Annotated in this window: 24 protein-coding genes and 1 pseudogene; 10 read left to right on the top strand and 15 right to left on the bottom strand. The window is 71.2% G+C overall.

Annotated features, from left to right (window positions below; genetic code table 11):
- Positions 1-151 precede the first annotated feature (151 nt).
- On the bottom strand, positions 152-1006 hold the full coding sequence (locus tag AB0O53_RS24825) for a class I SAM-dependent methyltransferase (protein WP_365198440.1): 855 nt from the start codon (positions 1004-1006) through the stop codon (positions 152-154).
- Between the two features lie 370 nt (positions 1007-1376).
- Between AB0O53_RS24825 and AB0O53_RS24820 the strand changes: the two genes are divergently transcribed.
- A complete protein-coding gene (locus tag AB0O53_RS24820) occupies positions 1377-2084 on the top strand; it encodes a class I SAM-dependent methyltransferase (RefSeq protein WP_365198279.1) in 708 nt (235 codons plus the stop codon).
- Between the two features lie 71 nt (positions 2085-2155).
- Positions 2156-2764: a hypothetical protein gene (locus tag AB0O53_RS24815; protein ID WP_365198276.1), complete on the top strand. Its 609-nt coding sequence runs from the start codon at positions 2156-2158 to the stop codon at positions 2762-2764.
- A gap of 256 nt (positions 2765-3020) precedes the next feature.
- On the opposite strand, the gene AB0O53_RS24810 is transcribed toward AB0O53_RS24815, so the two are convergent.
- Complete coding sequence (locus AB0O53_RS24810) at positions 3021-3209, bottom strand: hypothetical protein (protein WP_350999375.1); 189 nt, start codon at positions 3207-3209, stop codon at positions 3021-3023.
- Positions 3210-3496: 287 nt separating this feature from the next.
- Between AB0O53_RS24810 and AB0O53_RS24805 the strand changes: the two genes are divergently transcribed.
- Positions 3497-3877, top strand: coding sequence for a hypothetical protein (locus AB0O53_RS24805; RefSeq protein WP_365198273.1), 381 nt, complete (start codon positions 3497-3499; stop codon positions 3875-3877).
- Positions 3878-4012: 135 nt separating this feature from the next.
- Here AB0O53_RS24805 and AB0O53_RS24800 read toward each other — a convergent pair whose 3' ends face one another.
- The 6 genes from AB0O53_RS24800 to AB0O53_RS24775 all read right to left on the bottom strand — a co-directional run bounded on the left by AB0O53_RS24800 (position 4013) and on the right by AB0O53_RS24775 (position 10867).
- Positions 4013-5371, bottom strand: coding sequence for an eCIS core domain-containing protein (locus AB0O53_RS24800; protein WP_435886671.1), 1359 nt, complete (start codon positions 5369-5371; stop codon positions 4013-4015).
- Positions 5372-5935: 564 nt separating this feature from the next.
- Entirely contained in the window at positions 5936-6982 is a 1047-nt protein-coding gene (locus tag AB0O53_RS24795; protein WP_365198271.1) for a methyltransferase, read from the bottom strand.
- An 86-nt stretch (positions 6983-7068) separates the two neighbouring features.
- Complete coding sequence (locus AB0O53_RS24790) at positions 7069-7896, bottom strand: helix-turn-helix domain-containing protein (protein WP_350999366.1); 828 nt, start codon at positions 7894-7896, stop codon at positions 7069-7071.
- Between the two features lie 278 nt (positions 7897-8174).
- Positions 8175-9443 carry a multidrug effflux MFS transporter gene (locus tag AB0O53_RS24785; RefSeq protein WP_365198269.1) on the bottom strand — a complete coding sequence of 423 codons (1269 nt, stop codon included), beginning with the start codon at positions 9441-9443 and terminating at the stop codon, positions 8175-8177.
- 3 nt (positions 9444-9446) lie between these two features.
- Positions 9447-10091 carry an NAD(P)-dependent oxidoreductase gene (locus tag AB0O53_RS24780; RefSeq protein ID WP_365198266.1) on the bottom strand — a complete coding sequence of 215 codons (645 nt, stop codon included), beginning with the start codon at positions 10089-10091 and terminating at the stop codon, positions 9447-9449.
- Between the two features lie 23 nt (positions 10092-10114).
- Entirely contained in the window at positions 10115-10867 is a 753-nt protein-coding gene (locus AB0O53_RS24775; RefSeq protein WP_350999358.1) for an MBL fold metallo-hydrolase, read from the bottom strand.
- An 81-nt stretch (positions 10868-10948) separates the two neighbouring features.
- Here AB0O53_RS24775 and AB0O53_RS24770 point away from each other — a divergent pair, with 81 nt between their 5' ends.
- Positions 10949-11578 carry a winged helix-turn-helix transcriptional regulator gene (locus AB0O53_RS24770; protein WP_365198264.1) on the top strand — a complete coding sequence of 210 codons (630 nt, stop codon included), beginning with the start codon at positions 10949-10951 and terminating at the stop codon, positions 11576-11578.
- 96 nt (positions 11579-11674) lie between these two features.
- On the opposite strand, the gene AB0O53_RS24765 is transcribed toward AB0O53_RS24770, so the two are convergent.
- The gene (locus tag AB0O53_RS24765; RefSeq protein ID WP_365198261.1) at positions 11675-12271 is read right to left on the bottom strand and encodes a hypothetical protein; all 597 of its coding nucleotides are present in this window, start codon (positions 12269-12271) and stop codon (positions 11675-11677) included.
- Positions 12272-12437: 166 nt separating this feature from the next.
- Here AB0O53_RS24765 and AB0O53_RS24760 point away from each other — a divergent pair, with 166 nt between their 5' ends.
- A complete protein-coding gene (locus AB0O53_RS24760) occupies positions 12438-12629 on the top strand; it encodes a hypothetical protein (RefSeq protein ID WP_365198258.1) in 192 nt (63 codons plus the stop codon).
- Positions 12630-12712: 83 nt separating this feature from the next.
- A complete protein-coding gene (locus AB0O53_RS24755) occupies positions 12713-14863 on the top strand; it encodes an MMPL family transporter (protein ID WP_365198255.1) in 2151 nt (716 codons plus the stop codon).
- Positions 14864-15069: 206 nt separating this feature from the next.
- Here AB0O53_RS24755 and AB0O53_RS24750 read toward each other — a convergent pair whose 3' ends face one another.
- From AB0O53_RS24750 to AB0O53_RS24740, 3 genes are all read right to left on the bottom strand, one after another.
- Complete coding sequence (locus AB0O53_RS24750) at positions 15070-16527, bottom strand: HAMP domain-containing sensor histidine kinase (RefSeq protein WP_365198252.1); 1458 nt, start codon at positions 16525-16527, stop codon at positions 15070-15072.
- A complete protein-coding gene (locus AB0O53_RS24745; protein ID WP_365198250.1) occupies positions 16524-17216 on the bottom strand; it encodes a response regulator transcription factor in 693 nt (230 codons plus the stop codon). Before AB0O53_RS24745 ends, AB0O53_RS24750 begins: the two co-directional genes overlap by 4 nt.
- A gap of 189 nt (positions 17217-17405) precedes the next feature.
- Positions 17406-18314 (bottom strand): NADP-dependent oxidoreductase, encoded by a 909-nt coding sequence (locus AB0O53_RS24740; RefSeq protein WP_365198247.1) that lies wholly within the window; start codon positions 18312-18314, stop codon positions 17406-17408.
- A gap of 223 nt (positions 18315-18537) precedes the next feature.
- Here AB0O53_RS24740 and AB0O53_RS24735 point away from each other — a divergent pair, with 223 nt between their 5' ends.
- Together AB0O53_RS24735 and AB0O53_RS24730 are read left to right on the top strand one after the other, a co-directional pair.
- Positions 18538-18894 carry a MerR family transcriptional regulator gene (locus AB0O53_RS24735; RefSeq protein ID WP_365198245.1) on the top strand — a complete coding sequence of 119 codons (357 nt, stop codon included), beginning with the start codon at positions 18538-18540 and terminating at the stop codon, positions 18892-18894.
- A 174-nt stretch (positions 18895-19068) separates the two neighbouring features.
- Positions 19069-19380, top strand: a complete 312-nt coding sequence (locus AB0O53_RS24730; RefSeq protein WP_365198244.1) for a helix-turn-helix domain-containing protein — start codon at positions 19069-19071, stop codon at positions 19378-19380.
- A 179-nt stretch (positions 19381-19559) separates the two neighbouring features.
- Here the strand turns inward: AB0O53_RS24730 and AB0O53_RS24725 are convergent, their stop codons facing one another.
- On the bottom strand, positions 19560-19934 hold the full coding sequence (locus tag AB0O53_RS24725; protein WP_365198241.1) for a winged helix-turn-helix transcriptional regulator: 375 nt from the start codon (positions 19932-19934) through the stop codon (positions 19560-19562).
- Between the two features lie 77 nt (positions 19935-20011).
- Here AB0O53_RS24725 and AB0O53_RS24720 point away from each other — a divergent pair, with 77 nt between their 5' ends.
- Complete coding sequence (locus AB0O53_RS24720) at positions 20012-20422, top strand: RidA family protein (RefSeq protein WP_365198238.1); 411 nt, start codon at positions 20012-20014, stop codon at positions 20420-20422.
- A 249-nt stretch (positions 20423-20671) separates the two neighbouring features.
- Here AB0O53_RS24720 and AB0O53_RS24715 read toward each other — a convergent pair whose 3' ends face one another.
- The gene (locus AB0O53_RS24715; RefSeq protein WP_365198236.1) at positions 20672-21271 is read right to left on the bottom strand and encodes a TetR/AcrR family transcriptional regulator; all 600 of its coding nucleotides are present in this window, start codon (positions 21269-21271) and stop codon (positions 20672-20674) included.
- An 84-nt stretch (positions 21272-21355) separates the two neighbouring features.
- Here AB0O53_RS24715 and AB0O53_RS24710 point away from each other — a divergent pair, with 84 nt between their 5' ends.
- A complete protein-coding gene (locus AB0O53_RS24710) occupies positions 21356-22093 on the top strand; it encodes an SDR family NAD(P)-dependent oxidoreductase (protein WP_365198233.1) in 738 nt (245 codons plus the stop codon).
- 186 nt (positions 22094-22279) lie between these two features.
- Here AB0O53_RS24710 and AB0O53_RS24705 read toward each other — a convergent pair.
- Positions 22280-22549, bottom strand: a pseudogene (locus AB0O53_RS24705) (ATP-binding protein); the annotation flags it as partial.
- Between the last annotated feature and the right edge of the window lie 148 nt (positions 22550-22697).

The following is a 22697-nucleotide window of genomic DNA, read 5'->3' as shown; positions in this document are numbered from 1 at the left end:
GCGTTTCCTTACCCGAGGTCTGCCGCGGGCGGCGGGTGCCGCGCGCGCTTCCGACCCCCTGACGGGAACAGGTCACCTCCCGTATGAGCACAGCACCGACGGGAATCGGCCCGCCCCCGGAGCGGACGGACGCACTCGAGAACACCTCGGATCAGCGCGCGGTGACCGCATACGCGGCCAGCGCCCGGTTGCCGCCGGGCTTGGCAATGGCCCGGAGCACGTCGGCCTGACTCAGGACGAGCTGTCGCACCGGCTCGGCCAGCACCGCCAGAAGCCCGTCGCTTCCCACCAGGTCCAGGCAGGCTGCGATTTCCCAGTCGCCGTCCTGCAGCCCTGCGGTATCGACCGCCTCGCCGCCGTCGGCCGTCCAGCCGGCCTCGGGCAGGAGCCGCAGCAGGCCCTCACGGGAGAAAGGCGTACGGACATTGCCCTCGCCGTGCAACCCCGCGGCCTCGACCTGCCCCTGGATCAGCACGGCGAGCAGGTGCGCCAACTGCCCCTCGGAGGCAGGCGTCAGGTCCCACTCGGTGAACCACAGCCGCCGCGCCCACGGCCGTACCCGGGCCAGCGTGTCCCGCAGCTGTCCCAGCGATGCGAAGTACCAGGAGCAATGCGCGAGCACCACATGGTCGAAGGTGCCTTCGGGAAAGTCGACCGACGGGTCGAGGACGTCGGTGCCGAAGCGGAAGTCGATGCGCGGCCCCAGCGGGCCCGCCGCGAGCCGGGCCGCCGATTCCCCCAGCGTGACCGGCGCCCCGTAGGAGGGATCGGCCAGGTCGACGGCCACCACGCGCCCGCCCGGCCCGACCGCCTCCGCAAGGACGGCGGTCATGTCGCCCTGACCGCAGCCCACCTCCAGGACGGTCGAGCCGGGTGCGATGTTCCAGCCCGCCACGAGCGCGGCGCGGTGGCGGGTCTGGGACAGCTGACTGTCCGGGCTGTGCTCGGCGGCGGCCATGCCGGCCGCGAGCGAGGGGGCCTGGGCGAGGAGATCGGAGGGGTTCACAAAGTCCTTGCTGATACTCGACGGATCGGTGCGGGCCGACAGTACGAGACGCACCGCCAGCGGCGCCTCCCGATTTCCCGGCCCACCCCCTGCGCGAGGGACCGCCCGCCCCCCATCGATGCCCGCTGCCGTCAGCCCGTCGGCCACACAGGAGAAGTTCCACTGCGTTGGCTGCGGCCACCAGGCGCACGCCGACGTCGTCGGGGAACTCAATGTTCTACGGGCCGGGCTGGTCCGTCGCGAAGCCGCACCGGCACAGCGAGAAGCCCCCACCTTCAGGTGGGAGTCACGATCCTCGCACGTGCCACGGGGACCCCCGCAGCGGCACCGGGCGCGGAAACCGCGGGGCGGCCCGGACCGTTGGACGGGCATGGAGCTGAACAGGCGAGCGGGACACCAGGGGACCGGTCCCGGGGCGGTCACCCCGGACGGCTGCGCGGTCGAGCTGTACGCGCGGCTGCCGGTCGGGGCCGAACCGGACATCGTCGCCGGCGCCGTATCGCCGGGCGCGCACATCCTGGAACTGGGCTGTGGCGCGGGGCGCGTGACCCACCCCCTCCTGGAACGGGGCTTCACGGTGACGGCTGTGGACGAGTCCCAGGAGATGCTCGACCGCATGCGCGGGGCACGCGCGATACGCAGCGCGATCGAGGACCTCGACCTGGGCGAGTCGTTCGACGTGGTGATGCTCGCCTCGTTCCTCGTACACGCCGCAGACGTCGAAGTACGGCGCGCCCTGCTGCGCACCTGCGTCCGGCACCTCGCGGCGGACGGCTGCGTGCTGATCCAACGGGAGGGTGAGGACTGGCACACGAACCTGCCGCGCGAGCGCGTCGACCCCGGAGGTTTCACGGTACGGATCGTGTCGGCGGAGCCGACCGGCGACGGGGCGAACTCGGTGCACGCGGAGTACGAATTTCCCGACGCCGTATGGACCCAGACGTTCGTGTCCCGGCCGCTGACCGACGAGCAGTTCGAGGAAGCCCTCGCAGAGGTGGGCCTGAAAGTCGACAGGTACCTCACCGAGGACAAGACCTGGGCGCGCTCGCGCGCGTTCCGCACGAAAGAAGCACCGTGAGCCGTCGTACAGGGGACGCGTAGTGTTCCCCGAGTAATTGGTGCTGACTCAGCAGCAGTTGGGGGAAGAGCGTGAACGAAGTGATCGGGGAGAGCGCCGACGGCGGTGGCGACGCCGACGCGGCACGCCGCAAGCGGGTGCGGCGCAGCGTCGTCTGGGGAGGGGTGGCGGGCGCCGCCGGGGTCGTACCGGTCGCCATCAAGGCAACGGAATTCTGGCCCTGGTGGCTCAACCTGGCGTTCTGCCTCGTCCTCGGCGGTGCGGGCGCCTTCGCCGGGGCGGTGACCGGACACCGGGAAGGGCGTAAAACCGAAGTCCGCAGGGACTCTCTCGCAGCAGGTGAGAGGGAAATGGGCCGGTACAGGGTCAAGATCGTCCCCGAAGGAGCCGAGCCGCCCGCGCCCTTCAAGGCGGACGACTACACGTCGTACTCCCTGACGACGACCACGCGCCGGCTTCAGCTGTGGGAATTCGGCTACGTGCCGCAGTGGAGCCACCCGTGGCGGGACCTGGACCTGACCCTGGACGGCCACGTCGTGGTCATCACCGGGCCGCAGGGTCTCCTCGGTCGGTTCGTCCTGGGCAGGAACGGCGAGGCCGAAGGGCTCGTCCTGGCCGCGAACCGGCTCCGGGCCCGCGCACCCGGCCACTCGGCCGTGCCCGAGAGCCGCGCGCACTGACCCGCCCCCGGGACCCGATCCCACTGCCCACCCCACCGACCGAACTGCACGGTTCAGCCGGCTGACGGCGGAGCGGCGGCACCGAGGCCGACCGGGCCGGCTCCACGAGCAGCGGCGCGGGGGCGCCCACCACACGGTGGGCGCCCCCGCGCCGTTCTCCTGTCCGGCCGTCGTGACGCGGCAGGGGGCCTGCTCGCCTCCGACGATCGGCGGCCACCCGGCCTGCGGGCGCCGGTCGCCCGTACGGCGCGATCCGTCAGCGGGCGTGGTGGTGGATTCCCCGCTGGCGGGGGAGGCCGCCCAGCCGCGAGGAGGCGCGGCGGCGGCCGGCCCGGTTGCGCCGGCCGGGCACGGGGTTGCGCCGTGCGGGGGCGGTCGGGGCCAGAGCCAGCAGGCCGATCAGAGCGGCGACCGCGACGAGGATGAGGGCGGTGACGAGGTTCATGTTCCTGCCTTCCGTCGGGTTCGGACTGTCTGTAGCTACCTATTGTTACCGGAATGGGCATCGTTAAACACGATGGGTGACATTCGATGTCGCGGTGGCCTGCGGGACAACGGGAACGTCCGCCCGTACGCCGCGAGGATTCCCCGACCGCGGGCGTATCAACTGGTCGGGGGACTGCGGGTGGACGCTCGGTCACGCGATGCGGTGGCCGACGGCCCGGAGGATACTGGTGCGGGTATGGCGCATCATGTCTTCGCGGCTGCCTTCGCGGCGCCTTGGAGGTTTCCATGCCCCGTCTGCCCTCCGGCCGCCGGGCCGGACTCGCGCTCGTCGCCACCACAAGCGCCCTCGTCCTCGCCCTCGCAGTGGCCGCCCCCGCGTCGGCCGCTTACGGCACTGTGTCCGTCTCGCTGGGCGAACCCCTCCTGACCGCCCCGAGGGTCACCATCAAGGACCCGGTGGACAACCACTGTTACACCGTCAATGAGCTGTTCCCCGATGCTCCCGCGGGCAGCACGTTCAGCTTCGTCGGCAACCACTCCACGAGGCCGATCAACGTCTACGAGGGCGACGCCTGCTCGGGGGCGCCGACGGCGACGTCGCCGATGGGCTACGGCATGTCCCTCGGTGGTGCCCCGATCCGCTCGATCAAGATCCTCGGGCCGTAGGTCCCCCGGCACGCCCACCCGACGCCTCCGAACGCACCACCCGTCTTTCTCCACGGCCTGGCGCGGGTTGCCCGAGGCTCGGCGGGCAGGGGTGCGCGGGCTTCACGGGCGGGTTCGTTCGGGCGGTCTCCTGACCTAGGCCACGTTCGGGTTGGCCGGCTGCTCCGAGCCCGCCGTCACCCGGCGGCCCTTGCCGCGCTTGACGAGGACCACCGTCTTCATGGTGACCCCCGGGTAGTTCGGGGTGTAGTACGCGCCCGTCCAGTAGTCGTGGAAGGAGGCCACCGTGCCGATCGTGTACGTCATCGGGTTCGCGGACGTCTGGCCGCTCCCGGCGAAGGCCTCCATCGTCACCGTGTCCTGGCCGTCCATGCCCACCACCGCTGCGGCGTGGTACTGCGACATGATCTGCTCCCCGGGGTCCATGGCGAGCATCAGGTAGGACTGTCCCACCTCCGGGCGGGCGTTGCGGTCCGTCGCCTCCGGGAAGTCGCCTGCGCGCTCGCGGTTCTGCTCGTCCGACATGCCGAAGGCCTTGAGCCCTTTGCTCGTACGGACATTGCTGTTCGCGCCGTCGGCCAGCTCTCCGACGGCGTTGTGCATGATCTCCTCCGCCGTGTGGAGGCAGTCGTCCAGGATGTTCCGCGCCAGCTCGTGCTCCTGGTACAGCTGCGTGCCGCCGAGGAGGGCCTGCTGCGTCGTGCCGGTCGGGCGCAGGGCCGGGGAGTAGGACCCCGCGGGCGCGTCGACGCGGATCCAGATCGACGTGGCGTTGCCGTTCGGGACGGCGAAGACGCCGTTCGCCGAGACCGTCATGGGCTGCTGGTTCGGGCCGGCCTGTGCCGCCCAGCGCTGGACCGGCGCGTGGGCCGCCCCCCGGTCGGCCCGGCCCGTCTCCTGTGCGTGCTGCTCGGTCCTCGGCGCCGCCCCGCTCATGGCGCGGCGCGCGTTGCTCTCCGCCTCCCGCTCGAAGCGGTCGGAGGGGTCGGAGACCCGCAGGCCCGCTCCGTTGTCCGTACCCGCCACGGGGCCCCGGCGCTGCTGGATCACGTGGGTGAGCTCGTGGGCGAGCGTGAGCTTGTCGGCGCCGCCCTCCCCGATCACCACGTGGTTCCCACTGGTGTACGCCCGAGCGCCCACCTCGGCCGCCGACGCCCTCGCCGCGCTGTCGTCGTGGATGCGGACGTCGGAGAAGTCGGCGCCCAGCCGGCTCTCCATGTCCGCGCGCGTGCTGCCGTCCAGCGGCCTGCCGCCGCCCCGCACCACGTCGTGGACGGCCGAGCGCTGGACCGACGCCTCCTCCGCCTCGTGGCCGCACCCCGCACCGTGCCGGTGCGGCTGCTGCTTCAGACGCTGGAGGACCACCGCGTTGCCCACCGTCGCCTGCATCCCGAGGAGCCCGGAGGCCTGTGCGGGTGGTGCGGTGACCGGCCTGCGGGCCGTCGACCGGGCGTCCTCGGTGGCGTTCGACCTGGCCTTCGCGTGGTTCTGCACTGACGCTTCCTCCGTCGGAGAATCGGAGCCGTACGTGATGCCTGTGTCCTGCGTACGTCTCGCGCGTACGTCCTTGTCCTGGATACGCCGGGCGACCCCGCGGACGCCAGGTGTCCGAGGGCAGACTCGACCGGCCGTGAGGGCAGTCCCAGTTCCTCCTGCAGAACTCGACCTCCGCCGGCGCCACATGACGGCCACTGGTGGGCCCGCATGATGAGGCGTCGCACAGTCTCTGGCGGTTCGGGGCTCGACCACGCTGAGCGGTTGGTGGTCCTGCTGATCACTCCGCGCCGTCGTGACCGGGTTCGCAGGGCGGGTTCGTGGGGCGGGCTCGTAGGGCGGGATCGTCCAACGCCTCGGTGCCGGCGAGCTGGTGCCCTGCTGTCTGTTCGCGTTCCGGCTGCTGTCGTACTCGGGCAAGGCCGCACACCGCATCTTCGCCCCGGCAGGCCAGCCGCGAGCCGCGAGCAGGGGTCCCGCCGAAAGCTTCAGCGCTGCCTGGGACCGGTCCAGTGCGTCGGCCCGCACACCGCTTCGAGCCGGTGCTCGGCGTACCTCATCCGGTCATTCGGCGACGGCCTCGATCAGGGAGTACGGGGCGGCGTCCGCGAGCGGGGTGACCGACGTGACGTGCAGGGCGGCCCGGCGGCACAGGCCCTCGAAGTCCTCACGGGTGCGCTCCCTGCCGCCGACGTTCACCATCATGTTGAGGTCGCTCAGGTAGACGCCCCCGTCCTCGGTGCCGACGACCGGGGGAAGCACCGGTTCCACGATCAGGACGACGCCGCCGGGCGGCAGTACCTGCCGGCAGTGGCGCAGGATCGTGACCGCCTGGGCGTCCGTCCAGTCGTGCAGAACGCTCTTCACGAGGTACACGTCCGAGCCGTGCGGGACGGAGCGGAAGAAGTCCCCGGCCGCGAGGGAGCAGCGCTCCTCCAGCCCGTGCCGCGCCAGCGTCTTCGCCGCCTCCGCCAGGCCGTGGGGCGTGTCGAAGACCACGCCGGCAAGACCCGGGTACCTCTCGAGCAGGGCGGCCAGGAGGGTGCCGCTGCCCCCGCCGACGTCCGTCACCGAGGCGAACCGGCCGAAGTCGAAGGCACGCGGCAGTACTGCGGCGGTGTCGGAGACGACCTGGCTCATGGCCGCGTTGAAGTCCGCGGACAGCTCGGGGTGCTCGGCGAGGTGGCTGAAGAAGTCCGTGCCGAAGACGGTGTCGAAGGCGACCTCCCCCGTACGGACGCTGCTGTCCAGGTGCTCCCAGGCGCGCACGATCGCCGGATCGGTGAACATGCGGACGAACGACGCGAGGGAGTCGGGGTGCCCGGGGGAGAGGAGCGCTCCCGCCGGCGTCACCGAGAAGGTGTCGGGGGCGTGTTCAGTGAGCAGGCCGAGGGCGGTCAGGGCGCGCAGCAGCCGTGTCGTGGGCTGGTGCGCGGTCCTGGCCGCGTCGGCCACCTCGGCGGCTGTGCGCGGTCCGTCGCCGATCAGTTCCACGACCCCCAGGCGGACGGCCGCGCGCAGGGTGTGTGCGGCCATGCTGCCGAATGCGAGCCGGCCGACGAGCTCCCGGCCGGCCGCCGTCCGTGCTGCCCGGACCTCGGTGTTCGTCATCGTTCTCGGTTCCTTCCGTCGAGTCGGTGGTCGACCGATCGCTGATCGCCGATCGCCGATCGCCGATCGGTCCGTACGGCGGGCCGTCAGGGCCCGGTGGACGCGGTCAGGCCGGCGAGAGCGCCAGGGGTGCACCCGGCGAGGGCCTGGACGTCGCGGTGGAGATGGGGCTGGTCGGCGTACCCGCACGCGGCGGCGACATCGCCGGCGGGCGCGCCGGCCAGGAGTGCGCGGGCGGCGTGGTCGAAGCGGACAAGCATGGCGGCGCGCTTGGGGGTCAGGCCGACCTGGGAGCTGAACCTGGCCCACAGACGCTTGCGGCTCCATCCGCAGGAGGCGGCGAGGTCGCCGACCCGAACCCGGCCCCGCCCGGCCACGATGGCCTCCCAGGCGGCGGCGACCTCGGCCGCCATGGGCGGGGCCCCTGCGGCCCGCCGCCTGAGGAATCCGTCCGTGAGCGCGAGCCGTTCCTGCCAGGATGCGGTGTCGGCCAGCTGCTCGCGCAGCAGCCGTGCGTGCCGCCCCCACAGGTCCTCGAAAGCGGTGATGGAGCCGTCCAGTTCGAGCGGGGAGACCCCCAGCAGGGCATAGGCGGCCCGAGGTGAGAGCGCCACCTCGACGCATTCGACGCCCTCGCCGCGGATGCGGGCCGGACCTGGCGACATGGCGGCGACCAGACCGCTCAGCGGCCGGTGCCCGCAGGCGCCCTCCACCGTGACCGGGGCGGTTCCCAGCCCGATGACGACGATCACGGCGGGCTGCGGCAGGACCCGCATGTCGAGACCGCCGGCCGTGCGGTCCCGGAACCCGGCCATCCGTACGCCGCTGAGAGAGGTGCCGTCGGGGCGGGCGACCTCCCAGCGGCTGTCGGCCGTGCGCTCCAGGGGTTCGTCCCCCGTGTCGTCTTCGGGCATGCCTCCAGGCTCGCCTACACGGCAGGCCCTGTCTTGGACGAATGTTCCGCGGTTCGCCTGCCCGGGAGAGCCTCGTTCGGCCCACGGGCCGCGCCGGGCGAAAGAGCGGCCCTCCGACGAAGGCGGGCAGCCGCAGGGATGCGAGCAGGTGCCCCGGACGGGCGGGAACGCGTTCCACACCTCGCTGCACCCGACCGTCGCCGTACGTCCGTCACGCTGATCGCGGAATCACCCTGTTCGCCGGACGCCGGCCGCCGGACGCCGGCCGTCGGCCCGGTTCAGCGGATGCCGGCTCGTCCGCGATCGATGTTCCGGCGCGGTCGCCGGTGCCCGGCAGGTCCTTGGCGTACCGGTCCGCGAGTGCGCTCACCGGGCATCGACCGGGTGAGGACGCCGAGTGCGAGCAGAGCGAGCGCCGGCAGCACGGCGACGATGATTCCCATCGGCAGGGCGTCGGTGGCGCCGCCCGCGCCGGCCAGCGGAGCAAGTGCCGCGCCGAACACGAACTGGCTGAAGCCGAGCAGAGCGGCTGCCGACCCGGCGTGTCCGCCGTGGTCGGCCAGGGCCTGGGCCGCGGCGTTCGGCATGACCAGGCCCACGCCGGAGACCAGGACGAACAGGCCGATCAGGAGCACGGGCAGGGGTGCCCGTGTCAGCACCGCGCCCAGGACCGTGGTGCCGCCGGCTGTCGCGCCCAGCAGACCGGCGAGCAGCAGCACGCGGGCGCCGGCCCGGGCCACCAGCCGGCCGCTGATCCGGGCGGCCGCGATGAGTCCGGCGGCGTTGACGGCGAACACGGCGCTGTACTGCTGCGGTGACAGGCCGTGGATTTCCTGCAGGACGAACGGCGAGCCGGAGATGTAGGCGAACATCGCCGCGAAGACCAGCCCGTTGGCCAGGACGTACCCGGTGAAGACCCGGTCGCCGAGCAGCTGCCCGAAGACAGCCGGCAGCGGCCGGCGTGACGCGGAGGCGGACCGGGTCTCCGGCAGTCCCGCGGCGGAGGCCGCCAGCAGCACGGCGCCGAGTACGGCCAGGGCCACGAAGATCCCCGGCCAGGCCGTGACGCGCAGCAGCTGGCCGCCGAGGACCGGCGCGCACACCGGCGCCAGGCCGGTGATCAACGTCAGTACGGAGAAGAGACGTGCGGTGCGGGTTCCGGAGGTGCGGTCGCGGACCATGGCGTTGGCGATGACGATGCCGAACGCCCCGCCGATGCCCTGGAGCAGGCGCAGGCCGACGAGGGTCCGGACGTCGGGTGCCACCGCGCAGAGCGCGCTGGCGATCGTGTAGAGGGCGAGGCCCGCCAGCAACGGACGCCGCCGGCCGTAGGTGTCGCTCAGCGGCCCGGCGATCAGCTGCCCTACGGCCAGCCCGGCCAGGCAGGCGGTGATGGTGAGCTGGGTGGCCGCGGCGCCGGCGCGCAGGTCGCCGGCGAGGTCCGGCAGTCCGGGCAGGTAGCCGTCGATGGACAGGGGTCCCAGGGCCACGAGCGCTGCGAGCAGGACGATGAACCGGGTCTGCCGGCCGGCGGCGTCGTTGCTCATGGCTCAGTACGCCACGGTGATGCGGCGGCGGATCGCGGTGGTGCTCTCGATCGTGTCGGCCAGGGCGATCGCGTAGTCGGCGTAGGAGATGCGGCTGTTGCCGTCGTCGTCGGTGAGCAGGGTGTCCCCGCCGCTGCGGTAGGCCCCGGTCCGCTCGCCCGCCGCGATGACCGCGGCGGGCGACACGTAGGTCCAGTCGAGGTCGTGCACGCCGCGGTAGAGGTCGAGTGCTTCGGACTGGGCCTCGGCGTTGGCCTTCCACAGCGCGGGGAAGCCCGGGTCGTCCATGACCCGCGCGCCGCTCGGCGTGCGCAGGCTGCCGGCGCCGCCGATGGTGACCAGGCGGGTGACGCCGGCTCGGCGGAGTCCGTCGATCAGCGCACGGGCCGCACCGACGATCGTGGCGCGGTCGTTCTCCTGGCCGATCCGGGGGCCGACGGCCGACAGTACGGCGTCGTGGGAGGCGGCGAGGCCGGCGACCGCGGCGGCGTCGGTGACGTCACCGGTGGTCACGGTCAGGGCCTGGTGCTTCAGTCCGTCGACGTGGCCGGCCCGGGTGACGGCGGTGACGGTGTGGCCGCGACGCAGTAGTTCCTCGGTGGCGGGCCGGCCGATGTTGCCGCTTGCACCGAACAGGACGATCTTCATGTGTTGCTCCTTGTTTCTGCTGGTCACAGGACGGGCCGGCCGTCGGCGACGACGGCCGCGGTGATGCCGCGCTCGGCGGCGGCCTGCCGGAAGCGCCGTTCGATGTCGGGCTGTTCGGTGTAGAACGGCGGGTTGTGGAACAGGCCGTAGTGCATGGCGCAGACGGTGCCGGCGCCGAGTGCGACGGCGGCCTCGACGCCCTGCTCGGGGGTCATGGTCGCCGGGACGTTGGCCGCGTAGCCCTCGAAGTGGGCGATGACGCCGTTGACCGGGACGAACGCGACGTCGAACGGGCCGTGGTCGCGGGCGATCTGCCACCAGCTGCCGTGCCACTGGGTGTCGCCGCAGTGGATGACCCGCCGGCCGGCGCCCTCGACGACCCAGGCGACCTGGTCACAGTCGTTGCCGCGCCAGTCCAGCGACGTCACCGGGGTGACGGTCAGCTCTCCGATGCGGCGTGACCGGCCCAGGTCCTGGGCGACGGGGGTGATGCCCGCCTCGTGCAGCGCCGCCGCGCTCGGGGTGTGGCAGCCGATCGTGCCGGTGGCAGCGATCCGGGCGATCAGGTCGTGGTCGTAGTGGTCGGGGTGCAGGTGGGTGATGAGGGCGTGGGTGCCGGGCGGGGTGTCGACCGGGTCGACCGGCCGGTGCGGCGGCCCCATCACCGGCGCCAGCGGAGCGACGTTCTCGAGCGGGTCGATCAGCAGGCGGGTGTCGCCCAGACGGATCTCGACGCCGGCCCAGGCCAGCCGACGCACGGAAAGGGTGGAGGTCATGGGCAGCGACGCTAGACCGACCTTGTTGAGAAAGTCAACAAGAGCATTTTGAATCTCAACGCCACGATGTAGGGTGGTGGCATGCGCACCTACGGGCAGTACTGCGGCATCGCGAAAGCACTGGACACCATCGGCGACCGATGGACCCTGCTGATCGTCCGTGAACTGTTCGCCCTGGGTCCGTGCCGGCACACCGACCTGCGCAACGGGCTGCCCGGGATCGCCAGCAACCTGCTGGTCGACCGGCTCCGCGACCTCGAGGAAGCCGGCCTGATCCACCGCCAGGCCGCCCCGCCGCCGGTGGCCACCACCCTGTTCTCCCTCACCGAGCGCGGCCGAGAGCTGGAGCCGGTGCTGCGGGAGCTGAGCCGGTGGGGGCTGCCGCTGCTGCGTGAGCCGGGCGGCAGCGAAACCTTCCGCACCCACTGGCTGGACATGCCCGCCCGGGCACTGACCGACCACCGCCCCGACCAGCCGGCCATCGCCCTGCAACTGCACGCCGACGGCAACGAAGACCTGGTCATCGAAGTCAAGGACGGCTCGGTGCACACCCACGCCGGCCGGGTCGACCACCCCACCGCGTCCCTGACCGGACCACCGCACCTGCTGGCCGCGACCCTGCTCGGCGACCTCGACCTGAACGCCGCAGTACAGCAGGGCCTGCGGCTCAGCGGCGAACGCGAGGCAGTACTGCGCATCCTGCCCCGCTGATCCGGGTGCGAGCGGTTGCCGTACGGAAGCGCCCACGCGCAGCTCGCGTAGTCAAGGTCGAGGTCGGCTAACGCAGGATCGGTGGGGCCGAGTGCCTCAGCACGGCTCGAAGCTCGGCTGGACGGGGCCGATCTCTCCGGCGGTAACCAATTCCTCCAGGTCCTCCGGCTCCAGGAACTCCAGGGCTTCCGGTTCGATGCCGTGGTAGCGGTCGACATCAAGCAGCCGCCGCACGAATGCAAGGGCGAAGCCTGAAAACGGGCCGTCGAAGGTCTCGCAGCCCTCTCCGTGGGCCATGGTGACGATCTTCCACCGGTCCGGATGCGGGTCGCAGGGCAGGAAGAAGTGCTCGTCGCCGCTGTAGTCGTATCCCCACGAGATCAGCCCACCGGGCTCAGGGTGGAAGGGATACGGGATGTGCTCGGTGTCGCCGCGGCCGAGGGCCCTGTCCCGGCGCTCGGCGAAGACTCCATGGGTCTCGCGCATGCGCTCCAGGAGCGGGCTTGTGCCACGGGGGTGGAAGACAACCAGCTCGCCGGAGATGACCCCGGTGCCGTAGGCGTCGAGAAACGCCTTGAAATCACTGGGCAGAGCGGCTCCTGTGTGTTGTTCGACCTCGGTCCAGTCGTCCGGGCTGGACTGCCAGTGGGCCGGCTCGCCCAGCAGGGCCCGCAACTCATCCAACGAGGACACGCACCGCTCCGAATTCCCGTCACTCAACTTCGGTGGCACGAACCTAGTGGCCATCAACCTTCGGGACAACGCTCAGCCTTTGGTGGCACCGGACACTGGCTGACGCCCTCCACCACACCCCCTCGTGCGTCCCGAACACATCCATCCGAGGTTGAGGCGTGGCAGGGTGCCAACCGAGGACGCGCTGTTCGCGGCCGTGGATGCCCTGCTGACCGGTGAGCCCGGGATGCTGCCGCCGGCCGAGCGCGCCCGGCTGCGCGAGGCGACCGGTATCACCCAGGCCCGTCCCGCCCAGGTCCTGCAGACCACGAGCCGTCCCCTCGGTGAAGAGCTGGGAAGCGGGCGAAAACTCGCATAAAGCCCTCTAACAGTCGTCTCAGGTTCGCTCGGTAGGAAGTAGGCGTCCAGAGACGCGATGCAACCCGTATGTAGGAGGCCATGATGGCAGTCAACGCAGCGCCGTCCGGGGAAGCGCCGGCCGGTCGGTTGGCAGGCCGGTGGGTGCCATGGTTGGTGATCGGCTTATGGCTGGTGCTGGCGGCGGGCATGGTGCCGCTCAGCGGAAAGTTGAGCTCGGTCACCACCGACAGCGCCGTGGACACCCTGCCGGCCAGTGCCGAGTCCACCAAGGTGGCGGTGCTGGACGACACTCTCCCCGGCGGTGACAACAACACGTTCGTCTTCGTGTACCACCGCGCCGGCGGCATGACCGACGCCGACCGCGCGACGGTCGAGCGCCACTACGACACCCTTGCCAAGCGGTACCCGCCGAAGACGACGGCGGCCGCCGGCGAGGACGACGAGGGCTCACCGACGACCCCCTCCACCGACCTCAAGGCAATGATGTTCACCCTCGAGGTGAGCACGACCTACGGCGCACCGGAGGACATCGTCGGCCCGTTGCGTGACGCCGCGAAGGACCGCCCCTCCGGCCTGGAACTCGACGTCACCGGCCCCGCTGCGATCGACGGCGACATGGATGCCGTCTTCGACGGCATCGACGTGCAGGTCCTCCTCACCACCATCGTCGTCGTCACGCTCCTGCTCATCCTCACCTACCGCAGCCCGGTGTTGTGGATCATCCCGCTGATGGCCGTCGGCGCGGCCGCACTGACCGCGATGGGGACCGTCTACCTGCTCGTCAAGGGCTTCGGCATCGTGGTCAACGACCAGAACTCGGCGCTGCTGACGATCCTGGTGTTCGGCGTCGGCACGGACTACGCGCTGTTGCTCATCGCTCGATATCGGGAGACGCTGCACCACCATGAGAACGTCCGGGTCGCGATGGTCCACGCGCTACGCGGCGCGGCGCCGGCCATCGTCGCGTCCGCGGCCACCGTGGTCGCCGGCCTGCTCTGCCTGCTCGTCGCGGACCTGAACAGCACCAGCGGGTTGGGCCCGATCGGTGCGGCCGGCATCCTGTGCGCTCTGCTGGCCATGCTGACGCTCTTCCCGGCGGTGCTTGTGGTACTCGGCAGGAGGATCTTCTGGCCGGCCATCCCGCGGTTCAGCACGGCCGTGGAGGAGAAGCCGGGGCTGTGGGGACGGCTCGGCACCGCCATCAGCCGCCGCCGGTGGGTGGCGACGCTCGGCTCGCTCGGAGTCCTCGGCGTGCTCGCCCTCGGGCTGGCGGGCAACACCGGCTCCCTACGGGAACAGGACCAGTTCCTCTCCGCGCCGGAGTCGGTCACCGGCTTCACCGTTCTGCGCCAGCACTTTCCGGAGCTCGGCGGCCAGCCGATGACGATCTTCACGCGGCCGGCGCACCAACAGCAGGTGCTCAACATCGTCAGGGACACTCGCGGTGTGGCCCTGGCCATCCCGGAGCAGACCAGCGGTGGCTGGGCCAACATCTCCGTGTTCCCGAAGGACGCGCCGGACACCGTCGCAGAGTACGACACGATCAAGCGGGTGCGCACCGCCGTGCACGCGGTGAGCGGGGCCGAGGCGATCGTCGGCGGGCCGAGTGCGGAGAACCTCGACACCGAGGTGACCACCCAGCGCGACGAGAAGCTGGTGATCCCGCTGGTGCTCGCCGTCGTCCTGATCGTCCTCGGGCTGCTGCTGCGCGCGATCGTGGCCCCGCTGGTCTTGATGGCCACCGTGATCGTCTCATTCGCCGCAGCCTTCGGCGGCAGCGTGTTCGTCTTCGACACGATCCTCGGGTTCAAGGGTGTCGACCATTCGGTGCCGCTGCTGGCATTCCTGTTCCTGGTGGCGCTCGGCGTCGACTACAACATCTTCCTGGCCAGCCGGGCCCGGGAGGAGACCGTGCGTCTCGGCACCACAGAGGGCATGCTCAAGGCCCTCTCAGCCACCGGTGGCGTCATCACCTCGGCAGGCCTGGTCCTGGCGGCCACGTTCGCGGTCCTCGTCACCCTTCCGCTGGTGATGCTGATCGAGGTCGGGTTCCTGGTGGCCTTCGGCGTGCTGCTCGACGCCCTGCTCGTGCGGTCGGTCCTGGTGCCCGCCCTCACCTTGCTGATCGGCCGGCGGATGTGGTGGCCGAGCCGGCTGTCCCGTCCAGCGGCGGGGCTGCCGGACGCTCAACAGCCGCTCGCCGACGACGAGGAGCCCGCGCTGCAACGGTGAGCGCGGCGGCACGGACGAGTTCCGGGACGGGCCCAGGCCCGTCCCGGATTTTCACGGGCCCGCGACCGCCGCCCTTCGGTCCTGCGCCACGCGCCGGGGCCGGGGCTGGGGTCGGCGCATCGCGGTGTCCTGCCCCGACGGTGAGCCGTGCGGGGCCATGCCGGAGGACCGCCGTCCCTTGTTCTGCGCTGCACCGCCGGGGCGGGTCAGCTCATCGCGGTGTCCTCCCCGGCGGTGAGCCGCGCGAACGGGTCGGGCGGGGCCGCGGCCGGAAGGTCGACCCGAAGCAGCGCGCCACCGCGTGCGGAGCGGGCGACGGTGGCCCGGCCGCCGTGGGCGTCGACGACCCGCTGCACGATCGACAGCCCCAGACCGGATCCCGGCAACGCCCGGGCACTGTCGGCACGGTAGAACCGGTCGAACACCCGCGGTACGTCTGCGGCGTCGATGCCCGGCCCGGCGTCGTCGACCTCGAGCACCGCCGACGCACCCTCGGCACGGAGCCTGGCCTGGACCGGCTGGTCCGCGGGGGACCACTTGCCGGCGTTGTCGATGAGGTTGAGCACCGCCCGCTCGAGCGCGGCGGGACGTCCGCTCACCCACACGGAGGTCACATCGAGCGTGACCTCGATGTCGGGCATGCGGGAACGCGCCCGGGTCGCGGCGGCCACCACCACGTCGGCGAGGTCGAGCACCTCGGTGCTCTCGTCGCTGGCGTCACCGCGCGCCAGGTCGGTCAGCTCGGTGGCAAGGGTGCTCAACTCGGCCACCTGGGCGCCGAGATCGTTGAGCAGCCGGGTCCGGCTCTCCGCCGGCAGTGCGCTGTCCAGGGTGCCGCGCCGATCGAGCCGGATCAGCAGCTCGACGTTGAGGCGCAGGCTGGTGAGCGGGGTCTTGAGCTCGTGGGCGGCGTCCTCGGCGAGCAGCCGCTGGGCCCGCCGGGAGTTCCGGAGCGCGGCGAGCATGTCGTTGATCGACTGGATCAGCTGCCGGATCTCCCCACCGCCCTCGTCCGGCATGTCGGCGTCGAAATCCTGGGTGTGCGCGACACGTACCGCAGCGGCGGTCAGCCGGTCGATCGGTGCCAGCCCTGTCCGCGCCACGGTCCGCCCGACAAGGGCGCCGCCGACCACGCAGAACAGCCCGATCAGCAGCATGCCCAACCCGAACCGGTTGATCGGGCTGTCGTCGACAGTGCGGGCCACCTGGACCGCGCCGCCGCCCGCCCGCAGCGTGTAGATGCGGTAGCCGTCGTCGTCGCTGTCGTTCGACTCCATGAGGTCGGCCGACACGCCCTGCGCCACGCGCCCGGCGTGCTCGCTGACCGGGGGCAGCGCGGGTTGGCCGGCCGGCGTCCGGACCGAGCCGTCGGGCAGGATGACGCGCACCAGCCGACCGGATCCGGGACCGGGATGCGGCGGTAGCTGGACCTGCGCCAGACCGGCGCGCTCCGCGCTCGTCGCCAGGACGCGGGAGTCGGCGCGTAGCTGATTCTCGGCGGTGTCCCGCAACTCCCAGTCCAGTAGCTCGCTGGCCACCTGGAAGGCCGCGAACACACTGACCGCGATGGCCGTCGCCGAGATCACCGTCAGCCTGGTCCGCAGGGACCGCCGGCGCCACCATCGAGTCAGCCGGCGAGGTTCCCGGCCGGCGGGCCCGCTCACGGAGGAGTCTCCCGCAACGTGTATCCCAGGCCGCGCAGCGTGTAGATCAATCGCGGCTCACCCTCGGCCTCCATCTTGCGGCGCAGGTAGCTCACGTATACCTGCAGGTTGTTGGCGGTGGAACTCATGCCGAAGCCCCAGATCGCCTCGAAAAGCGCGTCGCGGGTCAAGATCCGGGTCGCGTTGCTCACGAGGACCTGCAGGAGGGAGAACTCGGTCCGGGTAAGGCGCAGCGGCCGCCCGCCCCGCCACGCCTCGAACCTGTCGGGATCGAGCCGGACGTCGGCGAACGACAGGATCTGCGACTCCTCGTCGGTCGGCATGCGCCGGCGCAGCAGGGCCCGCACCCGGGCCAGCAACTCCTCGGTGGCGAACGGCTTGGGCAAGTAGTCGTCGGCGCCCGCGTCCAGCCCCGCGACCCGGTCGGAGACCTGGTCACGGGCGGTCAGCATCAGCACCGGCAGATCCCGACCCGCGGCCCGCAACCGCCGGCAGGTCTCCAACCCGCCGAGGCGGGGCATCATCACGTCGAGGAGCAGCAGATCCAGCGTGTCACCGCCGGCCCCACCGAACCCGTCGAGTACGGCGAGACCGTTGGTGACGGTGCTGGTGTCGTAACCCTCGACCTGGAGCACCCGCTCCAGCGACTCACGGATGGCCACGTCATCATCCGCGATCATTATCCGCACGCCGGTCCCCCTTCCAGTCGATGTTTTTGCCGCTCATCGTCCCCGATCAACCTGAGGCGAGGATTAGAGAGTCGCTGGGGACCGCGCTCTTACGGATGCCTGAGAAAGGGAACCCACCTCGGCTCATGAGCAGGGGAGGACCAGATGACCAGCACCGCACCCGGCAACTTGTGCGCCTTGTGGGCCTGTTCAGATGCGGATCACGATCTTTCCGCGGGTGCGTCCGCGCTCGGCGTGCGCGTGGGCGTCCGCGATCCGCTCCAGGGGGTAGGCCTGTTCGATGCGGGGCGTGTAGCGGCCTTGACCGCCCAGTTCTGCTGCCGCGGACAGGAGGGCGGAGTCGTTCACCGCGTTGGCCACATGCGTGCCCAGGCGCTGCCCGCCCGCATGGTCGGCTACCGTCGCGACGCGCTTCGGGTCGCCCGCGATCGCGACGAGGTCGTCGAGGGAGCCGGAGGCCGCCGTGTCGAGCACGAGGTCGACGCCGTGCGGAGCGAGGGTGGTGAGGCGCTGTGCGAGGCCGGGGCCGTAGGTGGTGGGAACGGCGCCGAGAGAGGTGAGGAACTCGTGGTTGTGTGCGCCGGCCGTCCCGATCACGGTGCCGGCACCTCGTGCCACGGCGATTTCGACCGCCGCGCTGCCCACGCCTCCGGCGGCGCCCTCGATGAGGAGGGTACGGCCGGCGAGGGGGCCGAGCGCGTCGAGCCCACTCATCGCGGTCACGGAGGCGAGACCGGCGCCCGCGGCCTGCTCGTCGTTCCACGTGGCGGGGGTGTGCGCCCAGGCCGAAAGGACGAGGAGTTCCGCGCTCGCGCCGGTGATGCCGCCCAGCCCGAAGACCCGGTCGCCGATGCTCACCCCCCGCACCCCGTAGCCGATCTCGTCGACCACACCGGCGGCGTCGCGCCCGGGAATGGCGGGCAGGTCCAGGGGGAAGATCGGGTGCAGGGCGCCCGAGCGCAGCTTCCAGTCGATGGGATTCACGCCGGCCGCCGCGACGCGGACACGAATCTCACCGGGTCCGGGGTGGGGGTCGGGGGCCTGCTCGATCACCAGGCTCTCCGCTCCGCCGTATGCGTGGAACCGGGCTGCGCGCATAGTGGTCTGCCTTACTTTGACGGGCCGAAATGACGTGTTCTTCGGGTGCTTGTCACTGTAGAACCTGACGTTGACGTGAGGTGCAAGTCCCCATTTCCGGCCGGGGGATGACACCGTGTGCCCTCGGGTGGGATCGGCCGCAAGCGTTGTCCCCGGATCCGGTGTTGTTAGCCTGAACCTGACGTCAGCGTGAGGTATGGGTGGAAAGGGAGTGGCCTGAATCATGCGCATCGGACAACTTGCCAGGCGGTCAGGGGTCAGCGTGCGGGCCCTGCGCTACTACGAGGAACAGCGGCTCCTGGAATCGGCGCGGACGCCCGGTGGGCAGCGTGACTATTCCGAGGAAGCCCTCGAGCGGGTCCAGCTCATCCAGGACCTGTTCGCGGCCGGCCTCTCCAGCCGCACGGTCGTCGAACTCCTGCCGTGTGTGAGCACCGGCGTCGCGACCCCCGCCATGCTCGAACAGCTCATCGTCGAACGCGACCGCATTGCCGCCCGCATCCAGGACCTGACCCGGGCCGAGACCAAACTCGGCCTCGTGATCGAGAACGTGACCGCGGCGACCGCGGCGCAGGGCTGATCAACCCGCCGCGGGAGGTCTCCATTCCGACCGGGACTGGGTCCTTCGTCGTGCGTCCTCGCCGACCGCCCTGCCACGCGCATGGCGCTGAGGCACCGGCGCCGGCACCGGTACCGACGCCGACGCGGAGACCCCTGACGGGGTGATCCCTGCTCCACCGGAGCTCGCCAGGGGGTGGTCGACGCCTGCATCCAACCGGTGCACGGCGCCGCGCTCGCCGATTTGACCCGGCTCGCCCTCGTCTCACCGTCAGGGCGCCTGAGCATTTCGGAACTCGCCGCACACTGGCAGTTCGCGGACGGCAGTCACTTCACCCGGGCCTTCAAGAAGCAATACGGCCAGACCCCTACCGAGTACGCCCGCTCGGCCGGAGCGGCCCCGCCCTCGCCGAACCGGCGCCCGCCGGGCCGCGGGGCGGCCGGGCCGCGGTGCGCCCGGGCGCGCGGCGCAGCGACTCCGACGAGGTGGTGCGGCCCTGGCGGCTAGCTCCGGTCACCACGGTGGACGTCGACTACACGCACCACGACGGGATGACCACGGTCCCCTGTGCGACCCCAGGAGACCGCGCTCCTGCAGGTGATCCGTCGTGTGGACCGGCGGGCCGTGCGCACCGCCCGGGCGCCGTCGCTCCCCGCCGACCGCGCCGGACCGGTCCCCGGGAGAAGTCAGAAGCTGCCCTCTTCTTCCCGGTTCTCGAATCTTTCGCGTGCGCGTTCGATGGCGGGCATGTTCTGTGAGGCCCATGCCAGCAGTACTTCGACGGGTGGCCGGAGGGTTTTGCCGAGGGGGGAGATCCGGTACCGGACCGCCACGGGACGGGTGGAGACGACCTCACGCTCGATCACGCCGTTGCGTTCGAGGCGCCGAAGCGTCGCGGTCAGCGATTTCTGCGTGACCTGAGGGATGGCCCGGCGCAGTTCGTTGAAGCGGCACGGGCGTTCGCAGAGCTCGTTGAGGACGCTGAGCGACCACTTGTCGAGGATCTGGTCGAGCAGTTCGCGGTGCGGGGCGTCGATGCGGAGTTCGTCGGCGGTATCCATGGCGAAACCTGGTCTCGTTGAAGTGTCCTTCTTCCACTAAGTAGCTTACGGATACCTACTGCGGAGGAGAGCAACCCATGACTGTTCGGCACTTCACCCCGGAGGGCATGCTGCAGCCGGTCCCGTACCACCACGTCGCCGTGGGCACCGGGGCCAGGCACGTGCACGTCAGCGGCCAGATCGCACGCCAGGCCGATGGAACTCCGGTCGCACCCGATGATCTGGCCGGGCAAGTCGCCCAGGCGCTGCGCAACACGGCGATCGGGCTGGAGGGCGCGGGCGCGTCGTTCGCGGACGTGCTGCGTCTGACCTTCTTCGTGACCCGGTGGAGCCCCGAGAAAATCGGCGACTTCATGGCCGGCGTGGAGGCCGTCGCCGAGGAGATCGGCCTCCGGCTTCCCCTGCCCCCGGCCTCTCTCATCGGGGTCGACTACCTCTTCGAGCCGGACGTCCTCGTCGAGGTCGAGGCCACCGCGCTCCTGGACTGACCCCTTCGAGGGGCTCACGCAGTCCCGGCACGGCCGTGTGAAGAAGGCTTCGGTGGCCGCCCGTCCCGGCGGTCCGATCCGACCGGCGTTCCCCATCGCTTTGCGCTGAAGTCGCTTCACCGGCCGGGGCCGGCCACGGCCGGTGGGCCCAGATCTGGCCTTTTCGCTGTCTGAACCTGCCGATCGTGTGGCCGTGATGGAGCCGAGTCGGTTCTCCCGGGCCGGGCTGTGCCCGGTTGCGAGGCTTTTCTACCCCTTGGGCCTGGGCAGGACCGCCAGTGCGGTGTCTGCGATGTTTCGCAGTGTTTCCGGGTCCAGGCCGCCCTTGCCCACGGCCTCGATGCCTCGGACCATGGTCAGCAGCAGTGCCGCCAGCCGCTCCGGATCCGCAGTGCTGTCGATGTCGCCGTGGCGCTGGGCGGCGCTGATCTCCGTTTGGAGCAGGGTCAGCAGTTTCGTCATGGTCTCGGCCGACCGTGCGGCGACCATCGGGTCGTGCTGTGCCAGTTCTGCCGCGCCCTTGGCCAACAGGCAGCCGCGGCGTTCGGTGTCGGAGGCGGTGTTCTCCGCCATGAGGTGCACGTACCCCGACAGCCGGGCCAGGGCCTCTGCATCCGGGCCGCCTGCCAGCTGCCCTTCGGCCACCTCGACGACGGCGGTGCACCAGTCCCCGAACACGCGGTGGAACAGCTTGCCCTTGTCGCCGAACGCGCCGTACAGGCTGCCCTTGCCCAGGCCGGTCGCCTGGGCGATGTCGTCCATCCGGGTTCCTGCGTAGCCGGTCGTCCAGAACTGTTCCCGGGCCCGGTCCAGGACCTGGCGTTCGTCGAATGCGCGTGGTCTCGCCATGGCCTCAGCCTACCCATTCTTGACTCGATCGTCCATTACCGCCTAGGTTGTGGACGATCTATTCCATAACTGAAGGGGTTCGCCATGCCAGGCGTGTTGCAGGAGAAGGTCGCCGTTATCACCGGAGGGACCAGCGGGATCGGGCTGGCCATCGCCCACCGCTTCGTCCGGGAGGGCGCACGGGTCTTCGTGACCGGCCGGGACACCGACCGCCTCGAAGCGGCGGTCAAGGAAATCGGCCCGGCGGCCACCGGCGTGCGATCCGACGTCTCTGTCCTGGCCGACCTGGACGCGCTCTACGCCCGAGTGGGCGAGAAGGCCGGTCGCATCGACGTACTGGTGGCCAACGCGGGAATCGTCGCGGACGCCGCGCTCGGCGCCCACACCGAGGCGAACGTCGACCTGACGCTCGCCGTCAACGTCAAGGGCCCGCTCTTCACCGTTCAAAAGGCGCTCCCGCTGCTCGCGGAGAACGCCTCCATCCTGGTCATCGGCTCCAGCAACAGCCTGCGGCCCAACGAACAACTCGAGGTCTACAGCGCCTCCAAGGCGGCGCTGAGCAACCTCGTGCACAACTGGGCCCGGCAGTCACGGGAGCGCCGCTTCCGGGTCAACGTCCTCAGCCCGGGACCCACGCGTACCCCTGCCCTCCTGCGCGCCGCGGGACCGGACGCCGACCGGTTCGCCGAGGCCGTCGTGCCCCTGGGGCGGCTGGCCGACGCCGAGGAAATCGCCGAAGCCGCCCTCTTCCTGGCTTCGGACGCCTCCTCCTTCGTCACCGGCGCCGAACTCTTCGCCGACGGCGGCTACACCCGAGCCTGAAAAACCGGCCGGTGGTGCGCACCCGCGTCCCGGGGGCACCACCGGCCGCGTGTGTGCGGCGTGCAAGGCCCAAGGCGCCTGCCCGGTGCCGGCATCGGCTACTGACAACGCCGTCGGGTCAAGAGGCGGTGATGGTCGCGGTGATGTCTTGCCGCCGTGGTTGAAGCGGACGAAGGCGGATGGGGCGAGGGTCTTGACCACGCGCCATCCGAAGCCGCCGGGCGTGTGCGGGGAGGGCAGCCGAAGGTGCGGCAGAAGCGCGGAGCCGTCGGACACCTCGATGACGACCTGGCTGCGCCGGACGGTGATGTGGAAGCCGGTGACACCTCCTGCGTGCCGCACGGCGTTGGAGACGAGTTCGCTCACCACCGTCAGCACGTCGTCGGTGAGGGCCGCGGGCGCGCCCTGCTCGGCCAGGACACGGCGGGCGCTTTCCCTCGCCCGCGCGCAGCTCATCCCGGCCGTCGGACCCGGCCTGCCGAATCGGGTCTCATATCCCTCGGCTTCCCCACGTGCGGCGAGAGATTCCGTCCGCGCGTCCTCGGCGGCTCATCCGGCCTGCTCGGTGCTGTCGCGGACCTCCCGCGAGCCGCCCGGCACCTGA

Source organism: Streptomyces erythrochromogenes, assembly GCF_040684695.1.
Lineage (GTDB): Bacteria > Actinomycetota > Actinomycetes > Streptomycetales > Streptomycetaceae > Streptomyces > Streptomyces erythrochromogenes_C.
This window is presented reverse-complemented; position numbering and strand designations above follow the sequence as displayed.

Bases quoted from the DNA above. Each gene is read 5' to 3' on its own strand.
- AB0O53_RS24715 (WP_365198236.1), bottom strand. From the start codon at position 21,271: ATGGCGAGACCACGCGCATTCGACGAACGCCAGGTCCTGGACCGGGCC.
- AB0O53_RS24775 (WP_350999358.1), bottom strand. From the start codon at position 10,867: ATGACCTCCACCCTTTCCGTGCGTCGGCTGGCCTGGGCCGGCGTCGAG.
- AB0O53_RS24820 (WP_365198279.1), top strand. From the start codon at position 1,377: ATGGAGCTGAACAGGCGAGCGGGACACCAGGGGACCGGTCCCGGGGCG.
- AB0O53_RS24755 (WP_365198255.1), top strand. From the start codon at position 12,713: ATGGCAGTCAACGCAGCGCCGTCCGGGGAAGCGCCGGCCGGTCGGTTG.
- AB0O53_RS24740 (WP_365198247.1), bottom strand. From the start codon at position 18,314: ATGCGCGCAGCCCGGTTCCACGCATACGGCGGAGCGGAGAGCCTGGTG.
- AB0O53_RS24725 (WP_365198241.1), bottom strand. From the start codon at position 19,934: ATGGATACCGCCGACGAACTCCGCATCGACGCCCCGCACCGCGAACTG.
- AB0O53_RS24720 (WP_365198238.1), top strand. From the start codon at position 20,012: ATGACTGTTCGGCACTTCACCCCGGAGGGCATGCTGCAGCCGGTCCCG.
- AB0O53_RS24710 (WP_365198233.1), top strand. From the start codon at position 21,356: ATGCCAGGCGTGTTGCAGGAGAAGGTCGCCGTTATCACCGGAGGGACC.
- AB0O53_RS24810 (WP_350999375.1), bottom strand. From the start codon at position 3,209: ATGAACCTCGTCACCGCCCTCATCCTCGTCGCGGTCGCCGCTCTGATC.
- AB0O53_RS24790 (WP_350999366.1), bottom strand. From the start codon at position 7,896: ATGCCCGAAGACGACACGGGGGACGAACCCCTGGAGCGCACGGCCGAC.
- AB0O53_RS24805 (WP_365198273.1), top strand. From the start codon at position 3,497: ATGCCCCGTCTGCCCTCCGGCCGCCGGGCCGGACTCGCGCTCGTCGCC.
- AB0O53_RS24785 (WP_365198269.1), bottom strand. From the start codon at position 9,443: ATGAGCAACGACGCCGCCGGCCGGCAGACCCGGTTCATCGTCCTGCTC.
- AB0O53_RS24770 (WP_365198264.1), top strand. From the start codon at position 10,949: ATGCGCACCTACGGGCAGTACTGCGGCATCGCGAAAGCACTGGACACC.
- AB0O53_RS24735 (WP_365198245.1), top strand. From the start codon at position 18,538: ATGCGCATCGGACAACTTGCCAGGCGGTCAGGGGTCAGCGTGCGGGCC.
- AB0O53_RS24795 (WP_365198271.1), bottom strand. From the start codon at position 6,982: ATGACGAACACCGAGGTCCGGGCAGCACGGACGGCGGCCGGCCGGGAG.
- AB0O53_RS24780 (WP_365198266.1), bottom strand. From the start codon at position 10,091: ATGAAGATCGTCCTGTTCGGTGCAAGCGGCAACATCGGCCGGCCCGCC.